This window comes from Bradyrhizobium sp. 1(2017) (assembly GCF_011602485.2).
Classification (GTDB): domain Bacteria; phylum Pseudomonadota; class Alphaproteobacteria; order Rhizobiales; family Xanthobacteraceae; genus Bradyrhizobium.
In genome coordinates this window covers 6,227,134-6,249,191 of sequence record NZ_CP050022.2, presented here as the reverse complement: position 1 = coordinate 6,249,191, position 22,058 = coordinate 6,227,134, and the positions used below count along the sequence as shown (strand labels likewise).

The 22,058-nt window shown below is 65.1% G+C and carries 17 protein-coding genes; 9 read left to right on the top strand and 8 right to left on the bottom strand.

Annotation, left to right across the window (positions count from 1 at the left end; genetic code table 11):
- The first annotated feature begins 2 nt into the window (after window positions 1-2).
- The 6 genes from HAP40_RS29685 (at window position 3) to HAP40_RS29660 (ending at window position 6,471) form a co-directional block, all read left to right on the top strand.
- Window positions 3-794: an ABC transporter ATP-binding protein gene (locus HAP40_RS29685; RefSeq protein WP_166819287.1), complete on the top strand. Its 792-nt coding sequence runs from the start codon at window positions 3-5 to the stop codon at window positions 792-794.
- On the top strand, window positions 788-1,960 hold the full coding sequence (locus HAP40_RS29680; protein WP_166814451.1) for an acyl-CoA dehydrogenase family protein: 1,173 nt from the start codon (window positions 788-790) through the stop codon (window positions 1,958-1,960). Before HAP40_RS29685 ends, HAP40_RS29680 begins: the two co-directional genes overlap by 7 nt.
- Before the next feature lie 30 nt (window positions 1,961-1,990).
- On the top strand, window positions 1,991-3,091 hold the full coding sequence (locus HAP40_RS29675) for an LLM class flavin-dependent oxidoreductase (RefSeq protein ID WP_166814452.1): 1,101 nt from the start codon (window positions 1,991-1,993) through the stop codon (window positions 3,089-3,091).
- Window positions 3,088-4,026, top strand: a complete 939-nt coding sequence (locus HAP40_RS29670; RefSeq protein ID WP_166814453.1) for an ABC transporter substrate-binding protein — start codon at window positions 3,088-3,090, stop codon at window positions 4,024-4,026. Before HAP40_RS29675 ends, HAP40_RS29670 begins: the two co-directional genes overlap by 4 nt.
- Before the next feature lie 329 nt (window positions 4,027-4,355).
- Entirely contained in the window at window positions 4,356-5,201 is an 846-nt protein-coding gene (locus HAP40_RS29665) for a CmcJ/NvfI family oxidoreductase (protein ID WP_166814454.1), read from the top strand.
- Between the two features lie 100 nt (window positions 5,202-5,301).
- A complete protein-coding gene (locus HAP40_RS29660) occupies window positions 5,302-6,471 on the top strand; it encodes a Gfo/Idh/MocA family protein (protein ID WP_166814455.1) in 1,170 nt (389 codons plus the stop codon).
- Window positions 6,472-6,583: 112 nt separating this feature from the next.
- Here the strand turns inward: HAP40_RS29660 and HAP40_RS29655 are convergent, their stop codons facing one another.
- From HAP40_RS29655 to HAP40_RS29620, 8 genes are all read right to left on the bottom strand, one after another.
- Window positions 6,584-7,894 carry an ABC transporter substrate-binding protein gene (locus tag HAP40_RS29655; RefSeq protein ID WP_166814456.1) on the bottom strand — a complete coding sequence of 437 codons (1,311 nt, stop codon included), beginning with the start codon at window positions 7,892-7,894 and terminating at the stop codon, window positions 6,584-6,586.
- A 230-nt stretch (window positions 7,895-8,124) separates the two neighbouring features.
- On the bottom strand, window positions 8,125-10,635 hold the full coding sequence (uvrA, locus tag HAP40_RS29650; RefSeq protein ID WP_166814457.1) for an excinuclease ABC subunit UvrA: 2,511 nt from the start codon (window positions 10,633-10,635) through the stop codon (window positions 8,125-8,127).
- Window positions 10,636-10,812: 177 nt separating this feature from the next.
- Window positions 10,813-12,048, bottom strand: a complete 1,236-nt coding sequence (locus tag HAP40_RS29645; protein WP_166814458.1) for an ABC transporter substrate-binding protein — start codon at window positions 12,046-12,048, stop codon at window positions 10,813-10,815.
- Window positions 12,049-12,089: 41 nt separating this feature from the next.
- Window positions 12,090-13,571 (bottom strand): ATP-binding cassette domain-containing protein, encoded by a 1,482-nt coding sequence (locus HAP40_RS29640; protein ID WP_166814459.1) that lies wholly within the window; start codon window positions 13,569-13,571, stop codon window positions 12,090-12,092.
- Window positions 13,571-14,497, bottom strand: coding sequence for a branched-chain amino acid ABC transporter permease (locus HAP40_RS29635; protein ID WP_166814460.1), 927 nt, complete (start codon window positions 14,495-14,497; stop codon window positions 13,571-13,573). Before HAP40_RS29635 ends, HAP40_RS29640 begins: the two co-directional genes overlap by 1 nt.
- A gap of 1 nt (window position 14,498) precedes the next feature.
- Window positions 14,499-15,374: a branched-chain amino acid ABC transporter permease gene (locus HAP40_RS29630; protein ID WP_166814461.1), complete on the bottom strand. Its 876-nt coding sequence runs from the start codon at window positions 15,372-15,374 to the stop codon at window positions 14,499-14,501.
- A gap of 436 nt (window positions 15,375-15,810) precedes the next feature.
- The gene (locus HAP40_RS29625; protein ID WP_166814462.1) at window positions 15,811-16,911 is read right to left on the bottom strand and encodes an NAD(P)/FAD-dependent oxidoreductase; all 1,101 of its coding nucleotides are present in this window, start codon (window positions 16,909-16,911) and stop codon (window positions 15,811-15,813) included.
- A gap of 98 nt (window positions 16,912-17,009) precedes the next feature.
- Complete coding sequence (locus tag HAP40_RS29620; RefSeq protein ID WP_166814463.1) at window positions 17,010-18,245, bottom strand: SMP-30/gluconolactonase/LRE family protein; 1,236 nt, start codon at window positions 18,243-18,245, stop codon at window positions 17,010-17,012.
- 180 nt (window positions 18,246-18,425) lie between these two features.
- Between HAP40_RS29620 and HAP40_RS29615 the strand changes: the two genes are divergently transcribed.
- From HAP40_RS29615 to HAP40_RS29605, 3 genes are all read left to right on the top strand, one after another.
- Window positions 18,426-18,695, top strand: a complete 270-nt coding sequence (locus HAP40_RS29615) for a hypothetical protein (protein WP_166819288.1) — start codon at window positions 18,426-18,428, stop codon at window positions 18,693-18,695.
- A 458-nt stretch (window positions 18,696-19,153) separates the two neighbouring features.
- The gene (locus HAP40_RS29610; protein WP_060735266.1) at window positions 19,154-20,716 is read left to right on the top strand and encodes a 2-isopropylmalate synthase; all 1,563 of its coding nucleotides are present in this window, start codon (window positions 19,154-19,156) and stop codon (window positions 20,714-20,716) included.
- Between the two features lie 210 nt (window positions 20,717-20,926).
- Window positions 20,927-21,931, top strand: a complete 1,005-nt coding sequence (locus tag HAP40_RS29605; RefSeq protein WP_166814464.1) for a TRAP transporter substrate-binding protein — start codon at window positions 20,927-20,929, stop codon at window positions 21,929-21,931.
- Window positions 21,932-22,058 lie beyond the last annotated feature (127 nt).

The following is a 22,058-nucleotide window of genomic DNA, read 5'->3' as shown; positions in this document are numbered from 1 at the left end:
AAATGGTAGCCTTGGCCGAAGCGGTCACGCATCCCGCCGCCGGCGCCGCGCTCGACATCGAGCAGGTCAGCCACGCCTTCGACATCGACGGCACCGAGCTGCCGGTGCTCAGCGACGTCAGCATCTCGGTGGAGCCGGGTGAGTTCGTTGCGCTGCTCGGCCCCTCCGGTTGCGGCAAGTCGACCTTGTTGCGTCTGGTCGCCGGCCTCGACAAGCCCAAGGCCGGAAGGTTGCGCGAGGACGAGCAGCGCATCAGAAGCCCGCATCCCTCCCGCGTCGTCGTGTTCCAGGATCCGACCTTGTTTCCCTGGCGGTCGGTCTGGGACAACGTCGCCTTGGGCCTCGAGGCCCAGGGCATTCTGAAGAGCCAGCGTCACCGCGTCGACGCCGCGCTCGACCTGGTCGGGCTGGCGTCGTTCCGCAACGCCTATCCGCACCAGCTCTCCGGCGGCATGGCGCAGCGCGTCGCGTTGGCGCGGGCGCTGGTCAACGATCCCAAGATCCTGATCCTCGACGAGCCGCTCGGCAAGCTCGATTCGCTCACCCGCATCACCATGCAGGCGGAGCTCGTCTCGCTGTGGCAGCGCAAGGGCTTCACCACGCTGCTGGTGACGCACGACGCCGAGGAAGCCCTGGTGCTCGCCAACCGCGTCATCGTCTTCAGCGATCGCCCGGCCCGCGTGAAGGCCGACATCCGCGTCGAGCGGCCTTATCCGCGCCATCGCGGCGATCCGTATCTGGCCGATCTGCGCCGTCAGATTCTCGGCCTGCTGGGATTGGACGCGACATGGTGACTCCCGCGGTGAGAGGGCGAACATCCCATAGCGAGCCCGATTACATCGCGCGCGCCAAGGCGCTGGCGACGGGCTTTGCCGCGCGTGCGGCCGAGCACGACCGCATCGGCAGCTTCCCGTTCGAGAATTTTCGCGAATTGTCCGAGGCGGGCCTGTTGTCGCTGACGGTGCCCGCCGTTCATGGCGGTGCCGGTGCCGGTGCACGATATGCTGCGCGCGTCGTCGGCATCTTCGGCAAGGCCGATCCGTCGACGGCGCTGGTGCTGTCGATGCACTACATCAATCATCTGGTGATGGCGCGCAGCCCGACATGGCCGCCGCGGCTGTCGCGCAAGCTTGCGCGCGAAAGCGTCGAGGGCCTCGCGCTGGTCAACGCGCTGCGGGTCGAGCCGGAGCTCGGCTCGCCCGCACGCGGCGGCCTGCCGGCGACAATCGCACGGCGCACCGAGACCGGCTGGCGCCTCTCCGGTCACAAGATCTATTCGACGGGATCGCCGATCCTGAAATGGTACCTGGTCTGGGCGCGGACGGACGAGCCCGAGCCGCGCGTCGGACAGTTCCTGGTGCCGGCCGGCCTGCCGGGCACGCGCATCGTCGAGACCTGGGACCATCACGGCCTGCGCGCCAGCGGCAGTCACGACGTGATCTTCGACGACGTCGTGATCCCCCTCGATGCCGAGGTCGACGTGCGCAAGCCGGCCGACTGGCGCACGCTCGACGTCACGCAGGCGAGCGTGCACACGCTCTTCGTCGCCGCGATCTATGACGGCGTCGCCCGCGCGGCGCGCGATTGGCTGATCACGTTCCTGAAGCAGCGTGTTCCCGCCAGCCTCGGTGCGCCGCTGGCAACCCTGCCGCGCGCGCAGGAGATCGTCGGTGCCATCGAGGCGCGGCTCGCGGTCAATGCGCGGCTGATCTATTCGTTTGCACGCGATTTCGATGACGGTGTCGAGCTCTCGGGAAGCGAGTCCAACGTCATCAAGCTCACCGTGACCAACAACGCCGTTGCCGCGGTGGAGGACGCGCTGTCGCTCTCCGGCAATCACGGCCTGTCCCGCGCCAATCCGCTGGAGCGGCACTATCGCGACGTGCTGTGCGGGCGCGTGCACACACCGCAGGACGATTCCACACGCATCGGCTTCGGCCGCGCCGCATTGGGCCTCTAGCTTTCCGCAGAAACAATCACGGAGACAGTCATGTCGATCGAGTTCATCGGCTTCATCAGCAACAACAATTCGTCCGAGACCGTCGTCCGCGAAGGTCCGGTCCTCAACCCCACCCACATCGAGACGGTGGCGAAGGCGCACGAGAATGCCGGCTTCGATCGCGCGCTGCTGGCGTTTCATTCGACCTCGCCCGACGCCCTCCAGGTGGCCCAGCACGTGCTCAACACGACCTCCCGCCTCAACGTGCTGATCGCGCAGCGGCCCGGCTTCACCGCCCCGACGCTGCTGGCGCGGCAGTTCGCGGCGCTCGACCAGTTCTCGCGCGGCAGGGTCGCTCTGCATGTCATCACCGGCGGCAACGCCACCGAGCTCAGGCAGGACGGCAACACGCTCGACGACAAGGACGAACGTTACGCCCGCACCTCCGAATTCCTCGACGTCCTCAAGCTGGAATGGACCAGCGACAAGCCGTTCACTTACAAAGGCAGGTACTACCAGGTCGAGAACGCCTTCTCGCAGGTGAAGCCGTATCGCCCCGAGGGCATCCGCGTCTACTTCGGCGGCGCCTCGGATGCGGCGATCGACGTCGCCGGCAAGCACGCCGACACGTTTGCGCTGTGGGGCGAATCCTATGCGCAGGTACGCGACGTCACCTCGCGCGTCCACAACGCAGCGGTTCGCCAGGGGCGACCGACGCCGCGCTTCAGCCTGTCGGTGCGGCCGATCATCGCGCCGACCGAGAAGCAGGCCTGGCAGAAGGCGGAAGAGATTCTGGCGCGCGCCGTCGCGCTTCAGGACAAGACCGGCTATCGCAAGCCCGCCGACGGCCATGCCACGGCCGGTGCGCGGCGCCTGCTTGCACTCGCCGACCAGGGCAGCCGTATCGACAAGCGGCTCTGGACCGAGATCGCCAAGCTCACCGGCGCCAACAGCAACACCACCGCGCTCGTGGGCACGCCCGAACAGGTCGCCGAAGTCTTCGGCGACTATTACGACCTCGGCATCAGTCATTTCCTGATCCGCGGCTTCGATCCGCTGATCGACGCCATCGAATACGGCCGCGAGCTGATCCCGCTCACGCGTGAGCTGGTCGCAAAGCGCCAGGCCCTGCGCGGCGAGGCCGCGGAATGATCCGCCTCATGCTGGCCGGCGCGCTGCTGTTCGCCTCGTTCGAGCTGGCGGCGGCGCAAACCACCTTGCGCGTCGGCGACCAGAAGGGCAATGCGCAGGCCGTGATGGAAGCGGCCGGCGTGCTCAAGGACGTGCCCTACAGGATCGAGTGGAAGGAGTTTCCGGCGGCAGCCCCCTTGCTGGAGGCGCTCAGTGCCGGCGCGATCGAAACCGGTCTGGTCGGAGACGCGCCCTTCACCTTCGCCGCCGCCTCGGGCGCGCCGGTGAAGGCGATCGCCGCCATCCGGCAGACCCGCGAGGGGCTCGCGATCCTCGTGCCGGAGACTTCGCCGATCAAGAGCTTCGCCGATCTGCGCGCCAAGAAGATCGCAACCGGCCGCGGCTCGATCGGCCATCAGCTGATCCTCGCCGCGCTGGAGAAGAACGGCTGGAGTGCGAGCGACGTGCAGATCGCGTTCCTGGCGCCCTCGGATGCCAAGATCGCCTACACGCAGGGCTCGGTCGACGCGTGGTCGACCTGGGAGCCTTATGTGAGCCAGGAGGAGGTGCTGTTCAGGTCGCGCCGCATCATCACCTCGGAAGGCCTGACGCCGGGGCTGAGCTTCCAGGTCGCACGGCCCGACGCCATCCGCGACAAGCGCGCGGAGCTGACGGACTTCATCCGCCGCCTCACCGCGGCGCGGGCGTGGTCGCTGAACAATATCGACAGCTATGCCGCGACCTGGGGCAGGCTGATGAACATCCCGACCGCCGTGCCGCAGAACTGGCTGTCGCGCGCAAGGATCCGCATCGCGCCGATCGACGACGGCGTGGTCGCTGACGAGCAGGGCACCATCGACCTCTATTTCCGCTGGGGACTGATCAAGCAGAAGCTCAATGCCGCCGACATCGTCGATCGTTCGTTCACGGATGCGATTGCGAAGGCGGGGTTGTAGGCAGCCCTCGTGTCCCGGACGCGCTGCAGCGTGAAACGCGACGCCGCAGAGCCGGGATCCCAGTCACAGAGCCTGCTCCCGGAGAGATGGGCCCCGGCTCTGCAGCGCACCGCTGAAGAAGCGCTGCGCTGCGTCCGGGGCACGAGACCTCACGACATCCTCAAGCATCCGTGAGACGAGAACAGTGTTTCCATAGCGCTTGTTCGTCGACGCTTTCCTTCTTCGTTCCATGCGGCTGACAACACGCTCATTGCTATTTGCAGCGCCTCCCTTGCGGTGTGCCGCATCCCCTCAAAAATCCATCCGACGACCACATCGGGAGACCGGCCATGGGCCTGCAAGAAACAAAAATCGAGTCGCTTCCCTACGTTACCGCCGAACTCAACTATCTCGCACCGACATCAGCCAAGCCGCGCACCTATGCCTTCGATCCTCCGCCGGGCGAGCCGAAGAGCACGTCGCTGCCGGAGCCGCATCATGTTCCGATCTTTGATGCGCGGCTGATCGCGCAGAACTTCTCGCTCGACCGGGAAGGCTTTGCGCTGGTGCGTCATCCGACGCAGGTGAAAGACTTCTACAACGACGCGGAGGTGAGGGCGGTCTACTATCCCGCGGTCGAGGCGTTCCTGCGGGCGACGTTGCAGGCCGACCGCGTCGTCATCTTCGACCACACCGTGCGCAGGCGCGTCGAAGGTGCACCTGACATCCGCGATGGCGGCCCGCGTCAGCCGGCGACGCGCGTCCATGTCGACCAGACCGCAATCTCCGGGGCCAATCGCGTGCGCGAGCATCTGCCTGAGGAAGCCGAAGAGCTGCTCAAAGGCCGGGTGCAGGTGATCAATTTGTGGCGGCCGATCCGCGGTCCCTTGCGCGATTCGCCGCTGGCGATGGCGGACGGCACGACGGTTGCGCCGGACGATCTCGTCGCCTCCGACCTGATCTATCCCAACCGGCGCGGAGAGACCTACTCGGTGAAATACAATCCGAATCACCGCTGGTTCTATTTCCCCGAGATGACGCCCGACGAGGCGCTGCTGCTCAAATGCTATGATTCCGCAACCGACGGCCGCACCCGCTTCGGGCCGCACACGGCGTTCGTCGATCCGACCACGCCGGCCGATGCCGCGCCGCGCGAAAGCATCGAGGTGCGCACGCTGGTGTTCCACAGGCCGTAGCAAAGTGTGATGGCACTGCCGGGCAACGCCCGGCAGTGCCCCCGTGGATTAGGACCGCCGGCGCGCTATAGTGCCGCCCAAACCAAGGGTGAGGGGCGCTATGGCTGGGATCAGGGTGGGACTCGTCGGCTGCGGCTTCGTGTCGGAGCTGCATATGTATGCGTTCCGGCGGGTTTATGGCGTGGACGTCGAGGTCGCGGCGGTGGCCGCGCGCGGCGACCATGTCGTCGACTTCGCTGCCCGCCATGGTATCCCGCGCGTCTATCGCAGCTTTGCCGACCTGATCGCGGACCGCGAGATAGATGTGGTGGACATCTGCACTCCACCCAACCTCCATGCCGAGATGATCGTCGGCGCCATGCGCGCCGGCAAGCATGTCATCTGCGAGAAGCCTTTTGCAGGCTATTTTGGCCGCGAGGACGACCAGCAGCCGATCGGCAAGCATGTGCCGAAGGCGCTGATGTATGAGCGCGTGCTCGAGGAGATGGACGCGACGCGGGCCGCGATCGAGCGCACCGGAAAACTCTTCATGTATGCCGAGGACTGGATCTACGCACCCGCGGTGACCAAGACCGCCGAGATCCTCAAGGCGACCAAAGACAAGGTCCTGTTCATGAAGGGCGAGGAGAGCCATTCCGGCTCGCACGCGGCCCATGCCGCGCAATGGGCCATGACCGGTGGCGGCTCGCTGATCCGCATGGGCTGTCATCCGCTCTCGGCCGTGCTGTATCTGAAACAGGTCGAGGCCAAGGCGCGCGGCGAGATCATTGGCGTCGCCAGCGTCACCTGCGATGTCGGCAACGTCACCGCCGGGCTGAAGCCCGAGGAGCGCACTTACATCAAGGCCAACCCGATCGATGTCGAGGACTGGGGCACGCTCACCGCCACCTTCTCCGACGGCACCAAGGCGACCGTGTTCTCCGGCGACATGATCATGGGCGGCGTGCGCAATCTGATCGAGACCTATACGAGCGGCGGCTCACTGTTCGCCAACATCACCCCGAACACGCATCTGATGAGCTACCAGACCAGCGAGGAAAAGCTCGCGAGCGTCTACATCACCGAAAAGGTCGATCGCAAGACCGGCTGGCAATATGTCTGCCTCGAAGAGGAATGGACGCGCGGGTATCTGCAGGAGATCCAGGACTTCATGGAATGTGTCGCGACCGGACGACAGCCGCTGTCGGATCTTGCGCTGGCGTATGAGACGATCAAGGTGAACTACGCCGGCTATTGGGCGGCGGAGGAGGGCAGACGGGTGGTGTTGTAAATATCACCACGTGCACGCTGCGGAGAGATACCCCTCACCCGTCTCGCCGCTTCGCGGCGAGTCACCCTCTCCCACAAGGGGAGAGGGGACATCGTCGCCGCGCGCCGCCCTCCTACGCCCCGTAGGTCGATCCCTTCGGCAGCGGGAAGACCGGATCCCGCGTACGGATGTTCGTCGGCCACACCACCGAGATGTGCTCGCCGGCGTTCTGCATCACGACCGGCGTCGAGCGTTCGTTCTGGCCGGAGAGGGGCGTGCCCGGCGGGAAGAACTTCACGCCATAGCCCTGGACGGTGCCGCCGGCGGGGATGTCGACGTCGAGCGCCGCCTTGCGGATGGCCTCGGGCTCGAAGCTGCCGTACTTCTCCTTGGCGACCGGCAGCACATTGTTGAGCAGCACCCAGGTCTGGTTGAAGCCCATCGAGCAATGCGGCGGCACGTCGGTGGCACCGGTCTTGGCCTTGTAGCGCGTGACCATCGCGTTGATCAGGTCGCCCATGCCCGGCGCGAGCTTGGCGGGATCGAGCAGCTGGGCCGGCACCGGATCGATGTTGCAGAAATTGTCGATATCGGCACCGAAGGTGGCGCGCAGCTTGTCGAGCTGGCTGTAGCCGGCGCCCGCGCCGAACAGCATCTTGAAGCGCAGCCCGCTCTCGCGCGCCTGGCGCAGGAACAGGGTGATGTCGGGATTGTAGCCGGCATGCGAGATCACGTCGGCCTTGGCGCGCTTGATCTTCGTGACCAGCACCGAGAGATCGGGCGCCGAGGCCGAATAGCCTTCGCGCAGCACCACCGGGATGCCGGCCTCCTTGGCATAGGCCTCGTCGGCGGAGGCAACGCCGACCCCGTAGGGGCCGTCCTCGTGGATCAACGCGACCTTGACCTCCTTCGCGTCCATGCCGAGCTTGGATTTCGCATGCTCATTGAGGAAGCTTGCGAAGGCCTGCCCGTACTGGTCGGAATGAATCTGCGCGCGGAAGACGTATTGCAGGTTCTTGTCCTTGAACACGGCGGTCGAGACCGCGGTGGTGATCCAGAGGATCTTCTTCTGCTGCTCCACCTTGGCCGCGAGCGGTACGGCGTGAGAGCTCGCATAGACGCCGTTGAGGATATCGACCTTTTCCTGGTTGATCAGGCGTTCGGCCTCGTTGATCGCGACGTCCGGCTTGCTCTGGGAGTCGGCGGCGACAGGCACGATCTTGGTCTTGCCTCCGATTCCGCCCTTCTCGTTGACGAGGTCGATGGCGATCTGCGCGCCGATCGAGGAGGCGACCGAGCCGCCTGCGGCGAACGGGCCAGTCAGATCGTAGATCACGCCGATGCGTAGATTCTCGGCTTGCGCCTGGGCGCGCGTCCAATCGAGGCTGAGTGCGGCGGCGGCAGCCGCCGAGGTCTTCAGCAGCTGCCTGCGTGAAGTCGGCATCCTATCCTCCCTCTGAACCGTCTGTTGATTGGTCTTGTTTTTTTGCGAAGTATGGGGAGCGAGCCAGCGGAAAGTCAACATGCCCGAAAGTCGGGTCCGCCCGTGCTGCAGTACGCAAGGATCCTGCAGTCTCTACAATGTCATGCCCGGGACAAGCCCCGGGCATGACATCGTCTGTGAATTTTCAGGCGATGCCCCTTCCTGCACCGGACGCAGATGCGAGATCGCCGCTACTGCTCCAGGCGGTGCGCAAGATATTGAGCCGTCTTCCCGCCGGTTTGGGCGACCTGATGCGGCGTTCCGGCGGTGACAATGCGGCCGCCCTCGTCGCCGGCACCGGGCCCGAGATCGATGATCCAGTCGCTGTGCGAGACCACATCCATATCGTGCTCGACCACGACCACGCTGTTGCCGGCGTCCACGATCCGTTCGAGCTGGGCGATCAGCCGTTCGACGTCCCTTGGATGCAGCCCGGTCGTCGGCTCGTCCAGGACGTAGAGCGTGTGGCCACGTTGCGGCCGCATGAGCTCGGTCGCGAGCTTGATGCGTTGGGCTTCGCCGCCGGACAATTCGGTCGCGGACTGGCCGAGCCGGATATAGCCGAGGCCGACCTCGCGGACGACCGACAGCGATCGGTTGAGCGCGGTATCGTCGTGGAAGAAGTCGAAGGCCTCGTCGACCCGCATCGCCAGCACGTCCGCAATGGATCTGCCGCGGATCTTCACCTCGAGCGTCTTGTCGTTATAGCGCGCACCCTTGCAGGTCGGGCAGGGCGCATAGACGCTGGGCAGGAACAGAAGCTCGACGCAGACGAAGCCCTCGCCCTCGCAGGTCGCACAGCGGCCCTTTGCGACATTGAACGAGAAACGTCCGGCGTCGTAGCGGCGCGACCTGGCCTGCGGCGTCGCGGCAAACAGCTTCCGCACGTGGTCGAACAGGCCGGTATAGGTTGCAAGGTTGGACCGCGGCGTGCGGCCGATCGGCTTCTGATCGACCACGACGAGGCGATCGATCTGATCGAGACCCGCAGCAATCTTGCCACCCAATGTTTCGACCGCGGGAGCGAGGCTGTCGTCGTCGGAATCGGCGGCAAGCGTGTGGCCGAGATGCCCGGCCACGGCATCGACGAGGAATTGGCTGATCAGGCTCGATTTGCCGGAGCCGGACACGCCGGTCACGCCGGCGATGACGCCCAGCGGAATGTCGACGTCGAGGCCGCGGAGGTTGTTGCGGGTCACGCCTCTGACCTCGAGATGCCCCTTCGCCTCACGACGGGTCGTCGGCAGCGGCCGCCGCGGATGTGCAAGATAGGTGGCGGTCCGCGATTCCTCGACCTGACCGAGTCCTGCCGGCGGCCCGCTATAGAGGATGCTTCCGCCGTGTTCGCCGGCTTCAGGCCCGACATCCACCAGCCAGTCGGCATGCCTGATCACCTCGATTTCGTGCTCGACCACGAAGATCGAATTGCCCGCGAGCTTCAGGCGATCGAGCGCCCGCAGCAGTGCCTCGGTGTCGGCGGGATGCAGGCCAGCTGACGGCTCGTCGAGCACGTAGACGACTCCGAATAAGTTTGAGCGGACCTGCGTCGCCAGGCGCAGCCGTTGCAACTCGCCCGGCGACAGCGTCGGCGTGCTGCGCTCGCAAGCGAGGTAGCCGAGGCCAAGGTCGAGCAGAACGACGAGCCGGGCCGACAGATCCTCGCAGATGCGCCGGGCGACGACGGCCTTCTCCGACCTATCGGCCGAGCTCTTTGCGAATGGCCTGATCAGCTCCTGCAGCTCCTTGAGCGGCAGGTGCGACATCTCCGCGATGTTGAGGCCGGCGAACTTGACCTTGAGCGCTTCGGGTTTCAGCCGCGTGCCATGGCAGGTCGGACAATCACGCGTGATCATGTACTGCGCGACGCGGCGCTTCATCATCGCGCTCTCGGACTTGGCGTAGGTCTGCATCACGTAGCGCTTGGCGCCGGTGAACGTGCCCTGGTAGCTCGGCTCCTCCTTGCGACGCAGGGCGCGTTTGACCTCGGTGGCGTCGTAACCGGCATAGACCGGAACGGTCGGCTGCTCCTCGGTGAACAGAATCCAGTCGCGGTCCTTCCTCGGAAGCTCGCGCCAGGGCTTGTCGACGTCGTAGCCGAGCGTCGTCAGGATGTCGCGGAGGTTCTGGCCTTGCCAGGCGCTCGGCCAGGCCGCAACGGCGCGCTCGCGGATCGTCTTGGTGTCGTCGGGCACCATGGACTTCTCGGTGACGTCGAGCATCCTGCCGATACCATGGCAGGTCGGGCAGGCTCCTTCCGGCGTGTTCGGGGAGAATGCCTCGGCATAGAGCATCGCTTGCCCCCGCGGATAATCGCCGGCGCGGGAATAGAGCATCCTGAGCAGGTTCGAGATGGTCGTCACGCTGCCGACCGAGGACCGCGTCGTCGGTGCGCCGCGTTGCTGCTGGAGCGCCACGGCGGGCGGCAGGCCCTCGATGTCGTCGACCTCAGGGATTTGCATCTGGTGGAACAGGCGCCGCGCATAGGGCGACACCGACTCCAGATAGCGCCGTTGCGCCTCGGCGTAGATCGTCCCGAAGGCGAGCGAGGATTTCCCCGAGCCTGACACGCCCGTGAACACGACAAGAGCGTTGCGAGGAATGCGAACATCGACGTTTTTGAGGTTGTGCTCGCGCGCCCCGCGCACCCGGACGAAGCCGTCGTCCTGCATCAGGCTGTCAACTTGTTTCGGTCGGTCGTCCATCTGGCTCCTCCAGCCTCCCGCGGGAGGGTAACGGCAGGATCGCAGGATGGGTCCCAGGATGCTAGCGGGCGGGGGGCGTCCTTCTCATGATGAAGGCCCGCCGCAGTGAAGCGACGGGCCTTGGCAAGGTGGTGGGAACGCCGGACGCAGACGACCGCAGCGTCCGGCGCCAGCCGGTTACTGCGACAGCTTCACGAAGCTCGGAAACTTCATCTTGCCTTCCGCGATCTTCTCGGGCCAGACCACGACCTGCTTGGAGTCCTGCCATTGGAAGATCAGGCCGGAAACGGTGCCCGGGCCGGACTTGATCCCGTGGGTGAACTCGTCGTTCTTGCCGTAGAACTGAATCTGGCCGATCGTGCCCTCGTAATCCGTCTTCTCGAGCTCGGCGACCATCTTTTCGGGATCGGTCGAGCCGGCCCGCTTGATCGCGTCCGTGATGATATAGACCTCGTCATAGGCGGTGTAGCCGGTATAGGCCGGGGGGGTGCCGAACTTGGCCTTGAAGGCGGCAGCGAACGGCTTTGTCTTGGAGGTCACGGCGACATCAGGTGTCGCAACCGCTAGCGACGGCACGCCGTCGGCGGCGCCATTGGTGTCCTTCCAGAAGCTGGGGCTCAGTGCCTGCGCGCTGATGCCGAACATCGGGATCGGCACCTGCTGGTTCTTCCACTGCACCGTCGGCTGCACGCCGACATGCGAAATTCCGGTGACGATCACGTCGGGCTTCTTGCTCTCGATGTTGTTGAAGATCGGCGTGAAGTCGGTGGTATCAGGGGAGAAGCGCACGTGCTCGACCACCTTGAGACCGGCCTTCGGGAGGCATGCCTCGTAGCCGACATCGAGCGGCTTGGTCCAGGCGGCGTCCTCGCTCATGATCGCGACGGTCTTGAACTTGAGCTTGTCGACGAGCAGATCCTTGGCTGCGTCGCAGACGAGCTGTGCTTGCGCCGCGGACGTCAGATAGCCATGGAAGGTGTACTTGTTCTTCTCGTAGTCGTTGTGGATTGCCTTGGTGATCTCGTTGGAGGCGGCACCCGGCGTGATCAGAGGCATCTTCAGCCGCGCCGCCCAGGGCTCCAGCGCCAGCACGACCTCGCTGATGTAGCTCGCGATCACGGCCGAGACCTTGTCCTCGCTGACCGCACGCTGGAAGGCGCGCACGGAATCTGCCGACGAGCTCTTGTTATCGTAGGTGACGATCTCGACCTTGCGGCCGAGAATGCCGCCCTTGGCGTTGATCTCGTCGGCGGCGATCTGCGCGCCGCCCGGTGTCGCCGCGCCGGCGATCGACTGCACCTCGGCGATGACGCCGATCTTGATGGGAGCGCTCGATTGCGCGTAGGCGGGCGCGGCAAGGCACAGCGCCAGTGCGGAGGCGAGGAAGCTGTTGCCGAGAACTGATGGTCGCATGGTCATTTCCCTTTCTATTGCTTTTTTTGATGTTGACGGACTCAGAGAAAATCGGCGCCGGCTTCGCTCGCGAAGCGGCCGGGATCGCCCTCCCAGACGATCCGTGCATGCTCCAGCACATAGACGCGGTCGGCATGGGGCAGCGCGAAGGTGACGTTCTGCTCGCCGAGCAGCACGGTGATCGACGTGGTCTGCCGCAGCTTCGTCAGCGCCTTGGAGAGTTGCTCGAGGATGACCGGCGCAAGGCCTAGCGTCGGCTCGTCCAGGATCAGGATCTGCGGCTGCATCATCAGGGCGCGGCCGATGGCGAGCATCTGCTGCTCGCCGCCCGACAGCGTCTGCGCCATCTGGCCCTGGCGTTCCTTGAGGATCGGGAATAGCTCGAACAGCCAGGCGAGCTGCGCGGCGCGCTTGTCGTCGGCAAGATGCTGGCCACCGAGATCGAGGTTTTCCCGTACGCTCATCTCGCCGAACAGCTCACGCGATTCCGGGCACTGCACGAGGCCGCTGCGCGCGATCTTCGCCGGGCTGGTGCCGCGCAGCTTCTCGCCGCCGCGCACGATCTCGCCACTATAAGGCGGGAAGCCGGAGATGGTGTTGAACAGCGTGGTCTTGCCGGCGCCGTTGAGGCCGACCACGGAGACGAACTCGCCCTCGTGCACGTGGATCGAGACGTTCTCCAGCGCCTGGGCCTTGCCGTAGAACACGCTGACGTTCTCGACCTGGAGCAGCGGCGCCTTGTCTTTGAAGCTGGTCTCGGGCCGTGCGTGAGTCTCGATGGCGCCGCCGAGATACACCCGGCGCACCGTTTCGTTCCTCATGACCTCGTCGGCCTTGCCGGTGACGATCTCCTCTCCGAGATACATCGCGAGCACGCGGTCCACGAGAGCGGCGACACTCTTGACGTTGTGGTCGACCAGCATCACCGCGCGCCCCTCGTCGCGGAAGCTGCGGATCAGGTCCGAGAAGATGTCGACCTCGGCGCGCGTCAACCCGGCGAAGGGCTCGTCCACCAGCACGACTTTGGGATCACGCGCGATCGCCTTGGCGAGCTCGAGCCGGCGGAGGTCGGCGAAGGGCAGCGTCGGGGGGCGGCGGTTCATCACATTGCCGAGCCCGACGCGCTCGGCGATCCATTTGGCGCGTTCGACCAGCGTCTTGTCGGGGAACAGCATGAACAGGCTGTCCGGCAGCAGAGCGACCAGAATGTTCTCCAGCACGGTCTGCCGGTTCAGCGGACGCGAATGCTGGAACACCATGCCAAAGCCCTTGCGCGCGATCTTGTGCGCGGGAAGCCCGGCGACGTTCTCGCCCTCGAAGATCACCTCGCCGGCGGTCGGGCGCTCGATCCCCATCACGCTCTTCATCGCGGTCGACTTGCCGGAGCCGTTCGGCCCGATCAGGCCAAAAATCTCGCCACCGTTGACGTCGAAACCAAGGTTCTTCACGGCCGTCAGGCCGCCAAATCGCTTTGTGAGGCCGCGGACTTCGAGCACGGCCCGGTTTGATAGCCTCATATCCATCACGAGCGCGCCTCACGCGAGAGGGCCGCTCCGAGGAAGCCACCGGGGAAGAACAGCACCACGAGGAGGGCAACCGCAGAGACGATGAAGGTCGCGAGCTCGCCGGTGGGACGCAGGAACTCGCCGGCAACGATCAGGAAGATCGCCCCTAACGCTGCGCCCAGCACCGTGCGCCGCCCGCCGAGCACGGCCGCGACGATGACGTTTACGCCGACGGCAACGTCGACGACGGTGCCGACCGAGGCGGTGCCGAAGTAGAACACCAGCAGCGCACCCGAGAGTCCGGAGAAGAACGCACTGACGACGAAGGCGGCGAGCTTGTGCTTGACGATGTTGAAGCCGAGCGCGCCGGCCTGCACCGGATCCTGGCCGCTGGCCTGCAGCACGAGACCGATCGGCGATTGCGAGAGGCCGTAGAGGATCGCCGCCGAGATCGTCATGAAGCCGAGCGCGATCCAGTAGTTCGTGCCGGCATCGATGCTGATGACGTCGGGAATCGTGAGCCCGATCTCGCCGCCGGTGAGATCGGCGAACACCACGATGAAGTTTTGCAGCATCAGCACCGCGACCAGCGTGGTCAGGCCGAAATAGGGCCCGCGCACGCGCAGCGCCGGCAGCGCCAGCACGAGGCCGGCGACGACGGAGGCGAGCGCGCCCAGCACGATGCAGAGATAAACCGACCAGCCCAACTGGGCATTGAGAATGCCGGCAGTGTAGGCGCCGACGCCGATCAGGAAGGTCGGCCCGAAATTGACTTCGCCCGCGAAGCCGAACAGCAGATCCCAGGCCATAGCGAACACGCCGAAATAGAACGCGACCGTGAGCAGGCCGAGCACATAGCCGGAGACATAGAGCGGCAGCGTCGCTGCAATGAGGACGAGCGCGAGCGAGACGAAGAAGAGGCGCGAGGTGAAGAAATTGGACATCTCAGCGCCTCCCCAGAAGGCCCTGGGGCCGGACGTACATCACGACCACGAGCAGCAGCAGGGCCGGGATGGTGCGGTAGGCCGGCGAGACGAGATAGGCGGTCAACGTCTCGAGATAACCGACCACGAAGGCCGCGATCAGTGAGCCGGAGACGCTGCCGAGGCCGCCGAGCACGACGATCGAGAACGCGCTCGCGGTCAGCGGACCGACGCTGTAGGAGCTGACGCCCAGGAACATGCCGAGCAGCACACCGGCAATGCCGGCTAGAATGCCATAGATCGCCCAGACCACGACGTAGATGTTAGTGAGCTCGAGCCCGAGCAGGGTGACGCCGCGCGGGTTCATCGACGCCGCCAGCACCGCCTTGCCGGTGCGGGTGCGGTTCACCAAAAGCCACAACAGCGCGATGACCAGACAGCAGACGATCGCCGTGAAGATCTCGTTGCGCGGCGTGCGCACGCCGAGGATCTCGACCACGCCCTCGACGATCGGCAGCACCGTCTTGGCATTGTTGGTGAAGAAATAGGCGATCAGTTCCTGGATCATGATGCCCCAGAGCAGCGTTCCCGTAAGGACGAAGATCTCCTTCTCCTCATTGGGAATGCGCCGGGAATCCTGGATCGGCTTCACCACCGCGAAATAGGTGGCGAAGGCGGTGAGAAGGGCGACGCCGACCCCGATCAGCGCGCCGGCATAGGTGCCGACGTTGAGCACGCTGGCGGCGGCCCAGGCCGCCACCGCTGCGGCCACCATGATGGCACCGTGGGAGAGGTTGAGCACGCCGGAGACGCCGAAGATCAGCGTGAAACCGGTGGCACCGAGGGCGTAGAGCGCGCTGATGGCAAAGCCATCGATCAGGATCTGGAATGCTCGCATTGATGAGTGGCCGGGCAGCCTAGCTGCCGGTTGGAGAGAAAGTGCTGCGTTCGCGGCATGCAGAAAGCTCTCCGGGCAAGGCCCGGATGACGTTCAGTTCAGTTCGCGGTTAGCTTGATGGAGCTCGGGAGACTGACGTCAGCCTGACGACGTCTCGGGCGCGCCGGTCACGGCGGCGTCGAGCGAACTTGCAACGCAGCTGGAATTTGCAACGTAACTGAGAGTCTTATCTTCATATTGCTTCTCTCCTTTGAACAAGCCTCTTGTGAGCTATTGGGCGGCGACTATAGCGGCGAGGCCGGTCTCGGCAAGTGAAACTGCATTCAGGATTGTGAGAGGCGGACTAAAGTCTATCGCGGCACGATAGGAAGCAACGCAGGCATGCAGATTCCGGCGGCACCCATGCATGGACGTGGCGAGCATGTCGCCGTCCTGCTCAGCGCCCGTGCAGCAGCGACGGATCGAGCGGACTGAGCCGGGCGGGATCGAATGGCGAGAGGTCGATCTGCGCGGCGCCATCGGCGATCAGCTGCGCGAGCGCCTCGCCGGTGGCGGGCGCGTTGAGGATGCCCCAGACATTGTGTCCGGTCGCAACATAGAGGCCGTTGCTCTCCGGCACCTTGCCGATCAGCGGCAGGCCATCCTGCGTCACCGGGCGGAAGCATGCTTGCCGCGCGATGATGTTCGCAGAGGAAAACAGCGGCGACAGTCGCTCGCTCATCGCTTGCAGGCGCGCGATCGCGTCCTGGTCTGGCGTCACGGATGCGGGATCGAGCGGAAGCGGCGCGATGTCGGAGAGGGCCGTGATATGCGTGCTGCCGTCCGCGCGGGGGAAGACCTCGATCGACACGGCGCTGCCGTCATCCTCGTACTCGAGGAAGAGCGCGTCGGCCGGCACGTCCGTGCCGGTGTCGTACACGATGCTCGGGCTGCGCTGGCCGTAGACGGCGGGCAGGCTCATCCATTGCGCGGCGAGCAGCGACCATGGCCCCATGGCGATGACGACGGCGTCGGCCTCGACGACGTTGCCGTCGACCTCGACACCCCTCGCCGTCACGCCGTCCGCATCGCGCACGATCGCCGTGACGCGGCCGTGATGGAGCTGTCCGCCTTGCGCGAGCACCGCGTCCATCACGGCGGAGGTGAACTTGCGCGGATGAACGATCGCAGTCGTCTCGCGCGTGCCGATGCGCTGGGCGATGACGACGCCCTTGGCGAGCCAGGCAAGTGTGGGGAGAAGATTCCTGCGTGCGTCGCCATCGGGGGCAACGAAGCCGCTATAGGCGGACATGGGGCGGTAGCCCCAATCGCCCGCGATCTCGCTGGCCAGTTCCGCGTGAAGCGCAAAGCTGCGCCGGGCCAGCGCGTCGAGCGGCGTGCCGGCGCACCAGTCGCGCGCAAGGAAGCCGCCAGCCTTGCCCGACGCGGCCGCGGCCACCTCGGTCCTCTCGACGACGATGACGTCGATGCCGCGGCGGCGGAGGAACCAGGCAATGCAGGCCCCGATCACGCCGCCGCCGCAGATCACAACGCGCATGGTCCCAGACGATCCGATTTGCACCGAATGGATCATTTCCAGAAAATCCGGCGCCGGCGTGGCACGCCGGCGCCGTGACGTGATCTTGTCTGCTCCGCTCAGCCCGGGCCGGCGCCCTGCGTTGCCGTGTAGACCGCGTAGAGCGACTGGCTCGCCGCCATGAACAGGCGGTTGCGCTTGGGGCCGCCGAAGCAGACGTTGCCGCAGACCTCGGGGAGTCGAATGCGGCCGAGCAGCTTGCCCTCCGGCGACCACACTGTGACGCCGCTGTAGCCGACGGCGCGGCCGGCATTGCTGGAGGCCCAGAGATTGCCGTTGACGTCGCAGCGCAGGCCGTCCGGTCCGCACTTCACGCCGTCGATCACGCAATCGCTGAACTTCTTGGGGTTGGTGAGCTTGTTGTCGCTGCCGACGTCGAACACGAAGATCTCGCCCTTGCCGCCGGGGCCGGTGTCGCCCGGCCCCTTGCCGGTCGAGGCGACGTAGAGCTTCTTGAAGTCGGGGGAAAAGCACAGGCCGTTCGGATCGGGCACCTGGTCCTCGGTGACGACGAGGTCGATGCGGCCCGTGGGATCGATGCGATAACAATTGGTCGGCAGCTCCCGCTTGCCCGGCACGAAGCCGGCGGGCTGGCCGATCCGCGGATTGAGCTTGCCGGCCGCATTGCTCGGACCGCCCGCGACGTCGGGCTCGCCTTCGTAGAGCTGGCCGCCATAGGGCGGATCGGTGAACCAGTAGCTGCCGTCGGGATGCGCGGCGATGTCGTTCGGCGAGTTCAGCCGCTTGCCCTGGTAGGAGTCGGCGAGCACGGTCGCGGTGCCGTCATGCTCGTAGCGTGTCACCCGCCGTGTCAGGTGTTCGCAGGAAAGCTGGCGGCCCTGGAAGTCGAATGAGTTGCCGTTGGAATTGTTGGAGGGCGTGCGGAATACGCTCACACGGCCGTCGTCCTCGGTCCAGCGCATCTGCCGGTTGTTGGGGATGTCGCTCCACAGCAGATAGCGGCCCTGCGCACTCCACGCCGGACCTTCGGCCCACAACAGGCCGGTGTAGAGACGCTTGATCGCGGTGTTGGGCTGCGCGAGATCGTTGAAGGAGGGATCGACCGCGATGATATCGGGGTCCCAGAAATAGGTGGTCGGCGCGCCGTTCGGGCCGAAATCGCGCGGCGGTGTGGTGATCGTGGTCGGCGGTGCGGCCGGTCCGGTCTGGGCCAGCGCGGAGCCGGCTCCGGCTATGGTGGCCGCACTGATTGCAAGCCCCTGGACAAGTGTTCGTCGTGAAAGCGCAGCATCCCGGTCACGCTGCTCTTCGTCACGAGCCTCTTGGCGTGTCATTGCGTCCTCCCGATCATGTTCGCCGGCCGGTTGATCCGGCCAAGCCGGGCGGAGGTTAGTCCGGTCCGATGCAGGTTGCGAGAGGTGGAATCGAAACCGCTGCGCGATCGCGGGTCGCAATTTCGTCACCTTCGAATGCGTTTGAAGTGGGGGCGCCTACGGGGAATAAAGCCGGAGCTCATTGTGCAAAGTGTCGTCCTGGTCATCCTGCTCGCGATCGTATTTGCGGCTGGCTATTTCACGCGAGACTACGTCTCCCGCAAAAGGCGCGCGGAGGCACGTCGCTGGCGTCAATACACCGAGCCGGACTGGCTCTCCGCCAACACGCCGGCCAACACCAACGAGATCGCGCTTCCAAGCACCGCGGTCCCCGTGGTCAACGGCGAGCTCGGCCAGATGCTGAACCGCTGGGAGAGCAGGGCGCGCGCCCGCCGTACCGGGACGGGATAGCCGGCGGCGGGTGGCTCGCGAAGTTGCCTGGATGGAGCCAAGCGAAATGCGGGGCCGCTGTGCTCCATATGGGCGACACGGATCTACTAGGTCACCCATACTGACCATCTTTTGGCGTTGCAGTTGCGGCCGTTTCTCGTCTAGAAACGACCCCACTGAGCCTTCCGGCAACCAACCGTCAACGGTTTTGGCCGAGAATTTGTGGCTCAAAAGGGTCTGGCAATGCTGATTCGCGGCCAAATCGATGGGATTTCGGAGGAGGTGGCTCTGGCCGCCGCCACGATCCCGGCCGCGCTGCCCACCCTCCTTCTTGGCGGGCTCCTTCTTAGCTGCCCCTGAGGGCCGGCTGGGCGCCACGCGCCTGGGCACTCAGGGGTTGTACGAGAACACCGGACACCTCAGGCGCCAAGAGACTTAACAGTCCTGAACGGCGCAAAAGCTCAAAAGGAAATTTTGAAATGGCCACCGTGAACAAGTCCGACAAGGACCGCGTCATCATTTTCGACACCACGTTGCGCGACGGCGAGCAATGCCCCGGCGCCACCATGACCTTCGAGGAGAAGCTGGAGGTCGCCGAGCTGCTGGACGATATGGGCGTCGACGTCATCGAAGCCGGCTTTCCGATCACCTCCGAAGGTGACTTCCAGGCGGTCAGCGAGATCGCGCGCCGCTCCAAGAACGCCGTCATTGCCGGCCTGTCCCGCGCGCATCCGGCCGACATCGACCGCTGCGCCGAGGCGGTGAAATTCGCCAAGCGCGGCCGCGTCCACACCGTGATCGCGACCTCGCCGCTGCACATGCGAGTGAAGCTGAACAAGACCCCGGAGCAGGTGATCGAGACCTCGGTCGCCATGGTCGCACGCGCCCGCAACCAGATCGACGATGTCGAATGGTCGGCGGAAGACGGCACCCGCAGCGAGATGGACTTCCTGTGCCGCATCGTCGAGGCCGTGATCAAGGCCGGCGCCACCACGGTGAACATCCCCGACACCGTCGGCTACACGGTGCCGGAGGAATACACCCACTTCATGAAGACGCTGATCGAGCGCGTGCCGAATTCGGACAAGGCCGTGTTCTCCGTGCACTGCCACAACGACCTCGGCATGGCGGTGGCGAACTCGCTGGCCGGAATCGTCGGCGGCGCGCGCCAGGTGGAGTGCACCATCAACGGCATCGGCGAGCGCGCCGGCAACGCCGCGCTCGAAGAGATCGTGATGGCGATCAACGTGCGCAACGACAAATTCCCCTACTGGAACAAGATCGACACCACGCAGCTCACCCGGGCCTCGAAGGTGGTGTCGGCGGCGACCTCGTTTCCCGTCCAGTACAACAAGGCCATCGTCGGCCGGAACGCGTTCGCGCATGAGAGCGGCATCCACCAGGACGGCGTGCTGAAGGACGCCTCCACCTACGAGATCATGCGGCCCGAGATGGTCGGCCTGAAGCAGTCCTCGCTGGTGCTGGGCAAGCATTCCGGCCGCCATGCCTTCGTGCACAAGCTGGAGGAGATGGGCTACAAGCTCGGCCCGAACCAGCTGGAAGACGCCTTCACGCGGATGAAGGCGCTTGCCGACCGCAAGAAGGACATCTACGACGAGGACATCGAGGCGCTGGTCGACGAGGAGATGGCGGCCTCGCACGACCGCATCAAGCTGACCTCGCTGACGGTGATCGCGGGCACGCACGGCCCGCAGCGCGCGACCATGAAGCTGGACGTCGACGGCCAGATAAAGATCGAGGAGGCCGAGGGCAATGGCCCGGTCGACGCGGTGTTCAACTGCATCAAGCGCCTGGTGCCGCACGAGGCCAAGCTCGAGCTGTATCAGGTGCACGCGGTGACCGAAGGCACCGACGCGCAGGCCGAGGTCTCGGTGCGGCTGTCGCATGACGGCCGCTCGATGACGGCGCGCGCAGCGGATCCGGATACGCTGGTGGCCTCGGCCAAGGCCTATCTCGGCGCGCTCAACAAGATCGTCATGAAGCGCCAGCGCGACACGGTGACGACGGCGGCGGCCAGCTGACAAATCTTAGTTCGTCATTCCGGGCTCGCGAAGCGAGAGCCCGGAACCTCGGGAATCCAGGTTCGGCCCCCGGAACGACATCATTCATCATGAATGGCTGCCCTGCTAAGGGCCAATAGCGGCTCAACGCGTGAGCCGCTATTGATGCTCCCGGCTATTGAACAGGCGCCCGCTCTGGGCAGCCCAAGAGAATAACGACAGGGAGATACTATGCGCACCTTCGCGATCGCCGCGTCCATCGCGGTATTGGCACTTGGCCTGACCGGGCCGGCACTGGCCCAATCGCCGATCATCATCAAGTTCAGCCACGTCGTCGCCACGGACACGCCGAAGGGCAAGGGGGCGGAGAAGTTCAAGGAGCTCGCCGAGAAGTACACCGGCGGCAAGGTCAAGGTCGAGGTCTATCCGAACTCGACGCTCTACAAGGACAAGGAAGAGCTCGAGGCGCTGCAGCTCGGCAGCGTGCAGATGCTGGCGCCGTCCAACTCGAAATTCGGTCCGCTCGGCATCCGCGAGTTCGAGGTGTTCGATCTGCCCTACATCCTTCCGGACCTGAAGACGCTGCGGAAGGTGACGGAAGGCCCCCTCGGCGCAAAGCTGCTCAAGCTGCTGGACGCCAAGGGCATCACCGGACTTGCCTATTGGGACAACGGCTTCAAGCAGATGAGCGCCAACAAGAAGCTGGTGACGCCGGCCGATTATCAGGGCGTGAAATTCCGCATCCAGTCCTCGCGCGTTCTGCAGGCCCAGTTCAAGGCGCTCAGCTCGCTGCCGCAGGTCATGGCGTTCTCGGAAGTCTACCAGGCACTCCAGACCGGCGTGGTCGACGGACAGGAGAACACCTGGTCGAACATCTATACCCAGAAGATGCACGAGGTGCAGAAGTACATCACCGAAACCAATCACGGTTACATCGGCTACGTCGTGATCGTGAACAAGAAGTTCTGGGACGATCTGCCGGCCGATATCCGCGACCAGCTTTCGAAGGCGATGAAGGAGGCGACCGCCTACAGCAACGCGCAGTCGCAGAAGGAGAATGACGACGCGCTCGCCGAAATCAAGAAGAGCGGCAAGAGCGAGATCATCAAGCTCACGCCGGAGCAGGACGAGGCGATGCGCAAGGCGATGGAGCCGGTCTACAAGGACGCCGCAGGCCGCGTCGGCCAGTCGCTGATCGACGAGTTCCAGAAGGAAGCCAAGAGCACCACGAACTGAGCACGCCAAGCACGATCATCTGGCTCACGTCGCAGTGCGTGAGCAAAGGGCCTTCCTGGTGGCAGGGAGGCCCTTTTTGTTGCAAATGGTTTCAGTGTGCGTCTGAACAGGCATTCACGGTACTTAC

Coding starts and splice junctions, on each gene's coding strand:
- HAP40_RS29620 (WP_166814463.1), bottom strand. CDS start 18,245: ATGACACGCCAAGAGGCTCGTGACGAAGAGCAGCGTGACCGGGATGCT.
- HAP40_RS29685 (WP_166819287.1), top strand. CDS start 3: ATGGTAGCCTTGGCCGAAGCGGTCACGCATCCCGCCGCCGGCGCCGCG.
- HAP40_RS29665 (WP_166814454.1), top strand. CDS start 4,356: ATGGGCCTGCAAGAAACAAAAATCGAGTCGCTTCCCTACGTTACCGCC.
- HAP40_RS29670 (WP_166814453.1), top strand. CDS start 3,088: ATGATCCGCCTCATGCTGGCCGGCGCGCTGCTGTTCGCCTCGTTCGAG.
- HAP40_RS29605 (WP_166814464.1), top strand. CDS start 20,927: ATGCGCACCTTCGCGATCGCCGCGTCCATCGCGGTATTGGCACTTGGC.
- HAP40_RS29680 (WP_166814451.1), top strand. CDS start 788: ATGGTGACTCCCGCGGTGAGAGGGCGAACATCCCATAGCGAGCCCGAT.
- HAP40_RS29625 (WP_166814462.1), bottom strand. CDS start 16,911: ATGCGCGTTGTGATCTGCGGCGGCGGCGTGATCGGGGCCTGCATTGCC.
- uvrA (WP_166814457.1), bottom strand. CDS start 10,635: ATGGACGACCGACCGAAACAAGTTGACAGCCTGATGCAGGACGACGGC.
- HAP40_RS29660 (WP_166814455.1), top strand. CDS start 5,302: ATGGCTGGGATCAGGGTGGGACTCGTCGGCTGCGGCTTCGTGTCGGAG.
- HAP40_RS29640 (WP_166814459.1), bottom strand. CDS start 13,571: ATGGATATGAGGCTATCAAACCGGGCCGTGCTCGAAGTCCGCGGCCTC.
- HAP40_RS29635 (WP_166814460.1), bottom strand. CDS start 14,497: ATGTCCAATTTCTTCACCTCGCGCCTCTTCTTCGTCTCGCTCGCGCTC.
- HAP40_RS29655 (WP_166814456.1), bottom strand. CDS start 7,894: ATGCCGACTTCACGCAGGCAGCTGCTGAAGACCTCGGCGGCTGCCGCC.
- HAP40_RS29645 (WP_166814458.1), bottom strand. CDS start 12,048: ATGCGACCATCAGTTCTCGGCAACAGCTTCCTCGCCTCCGCACTGGCG.
- HAP40_RS29675 (WP_166814452.1), top strand. CDS start 1,991: ATGTCGATCGAGTTCATCGGCTTCATCAGCAACAACAATTCGTCCGAG.
- HAP40_RS29630 (WP_166814461.1), bottom strand. CDS start 15,374: ATGCGAGCATTCCAGATCCTGATCGATGGCTTTGCCATCAGCGCGCTC.
- HAP40_RS29610 (WP_060735266.1), top strand. CDS start 19,154: ATGGCCACCGTGAACAAGTCCGACAAGGACCGCGTCATCATTTTCGAC.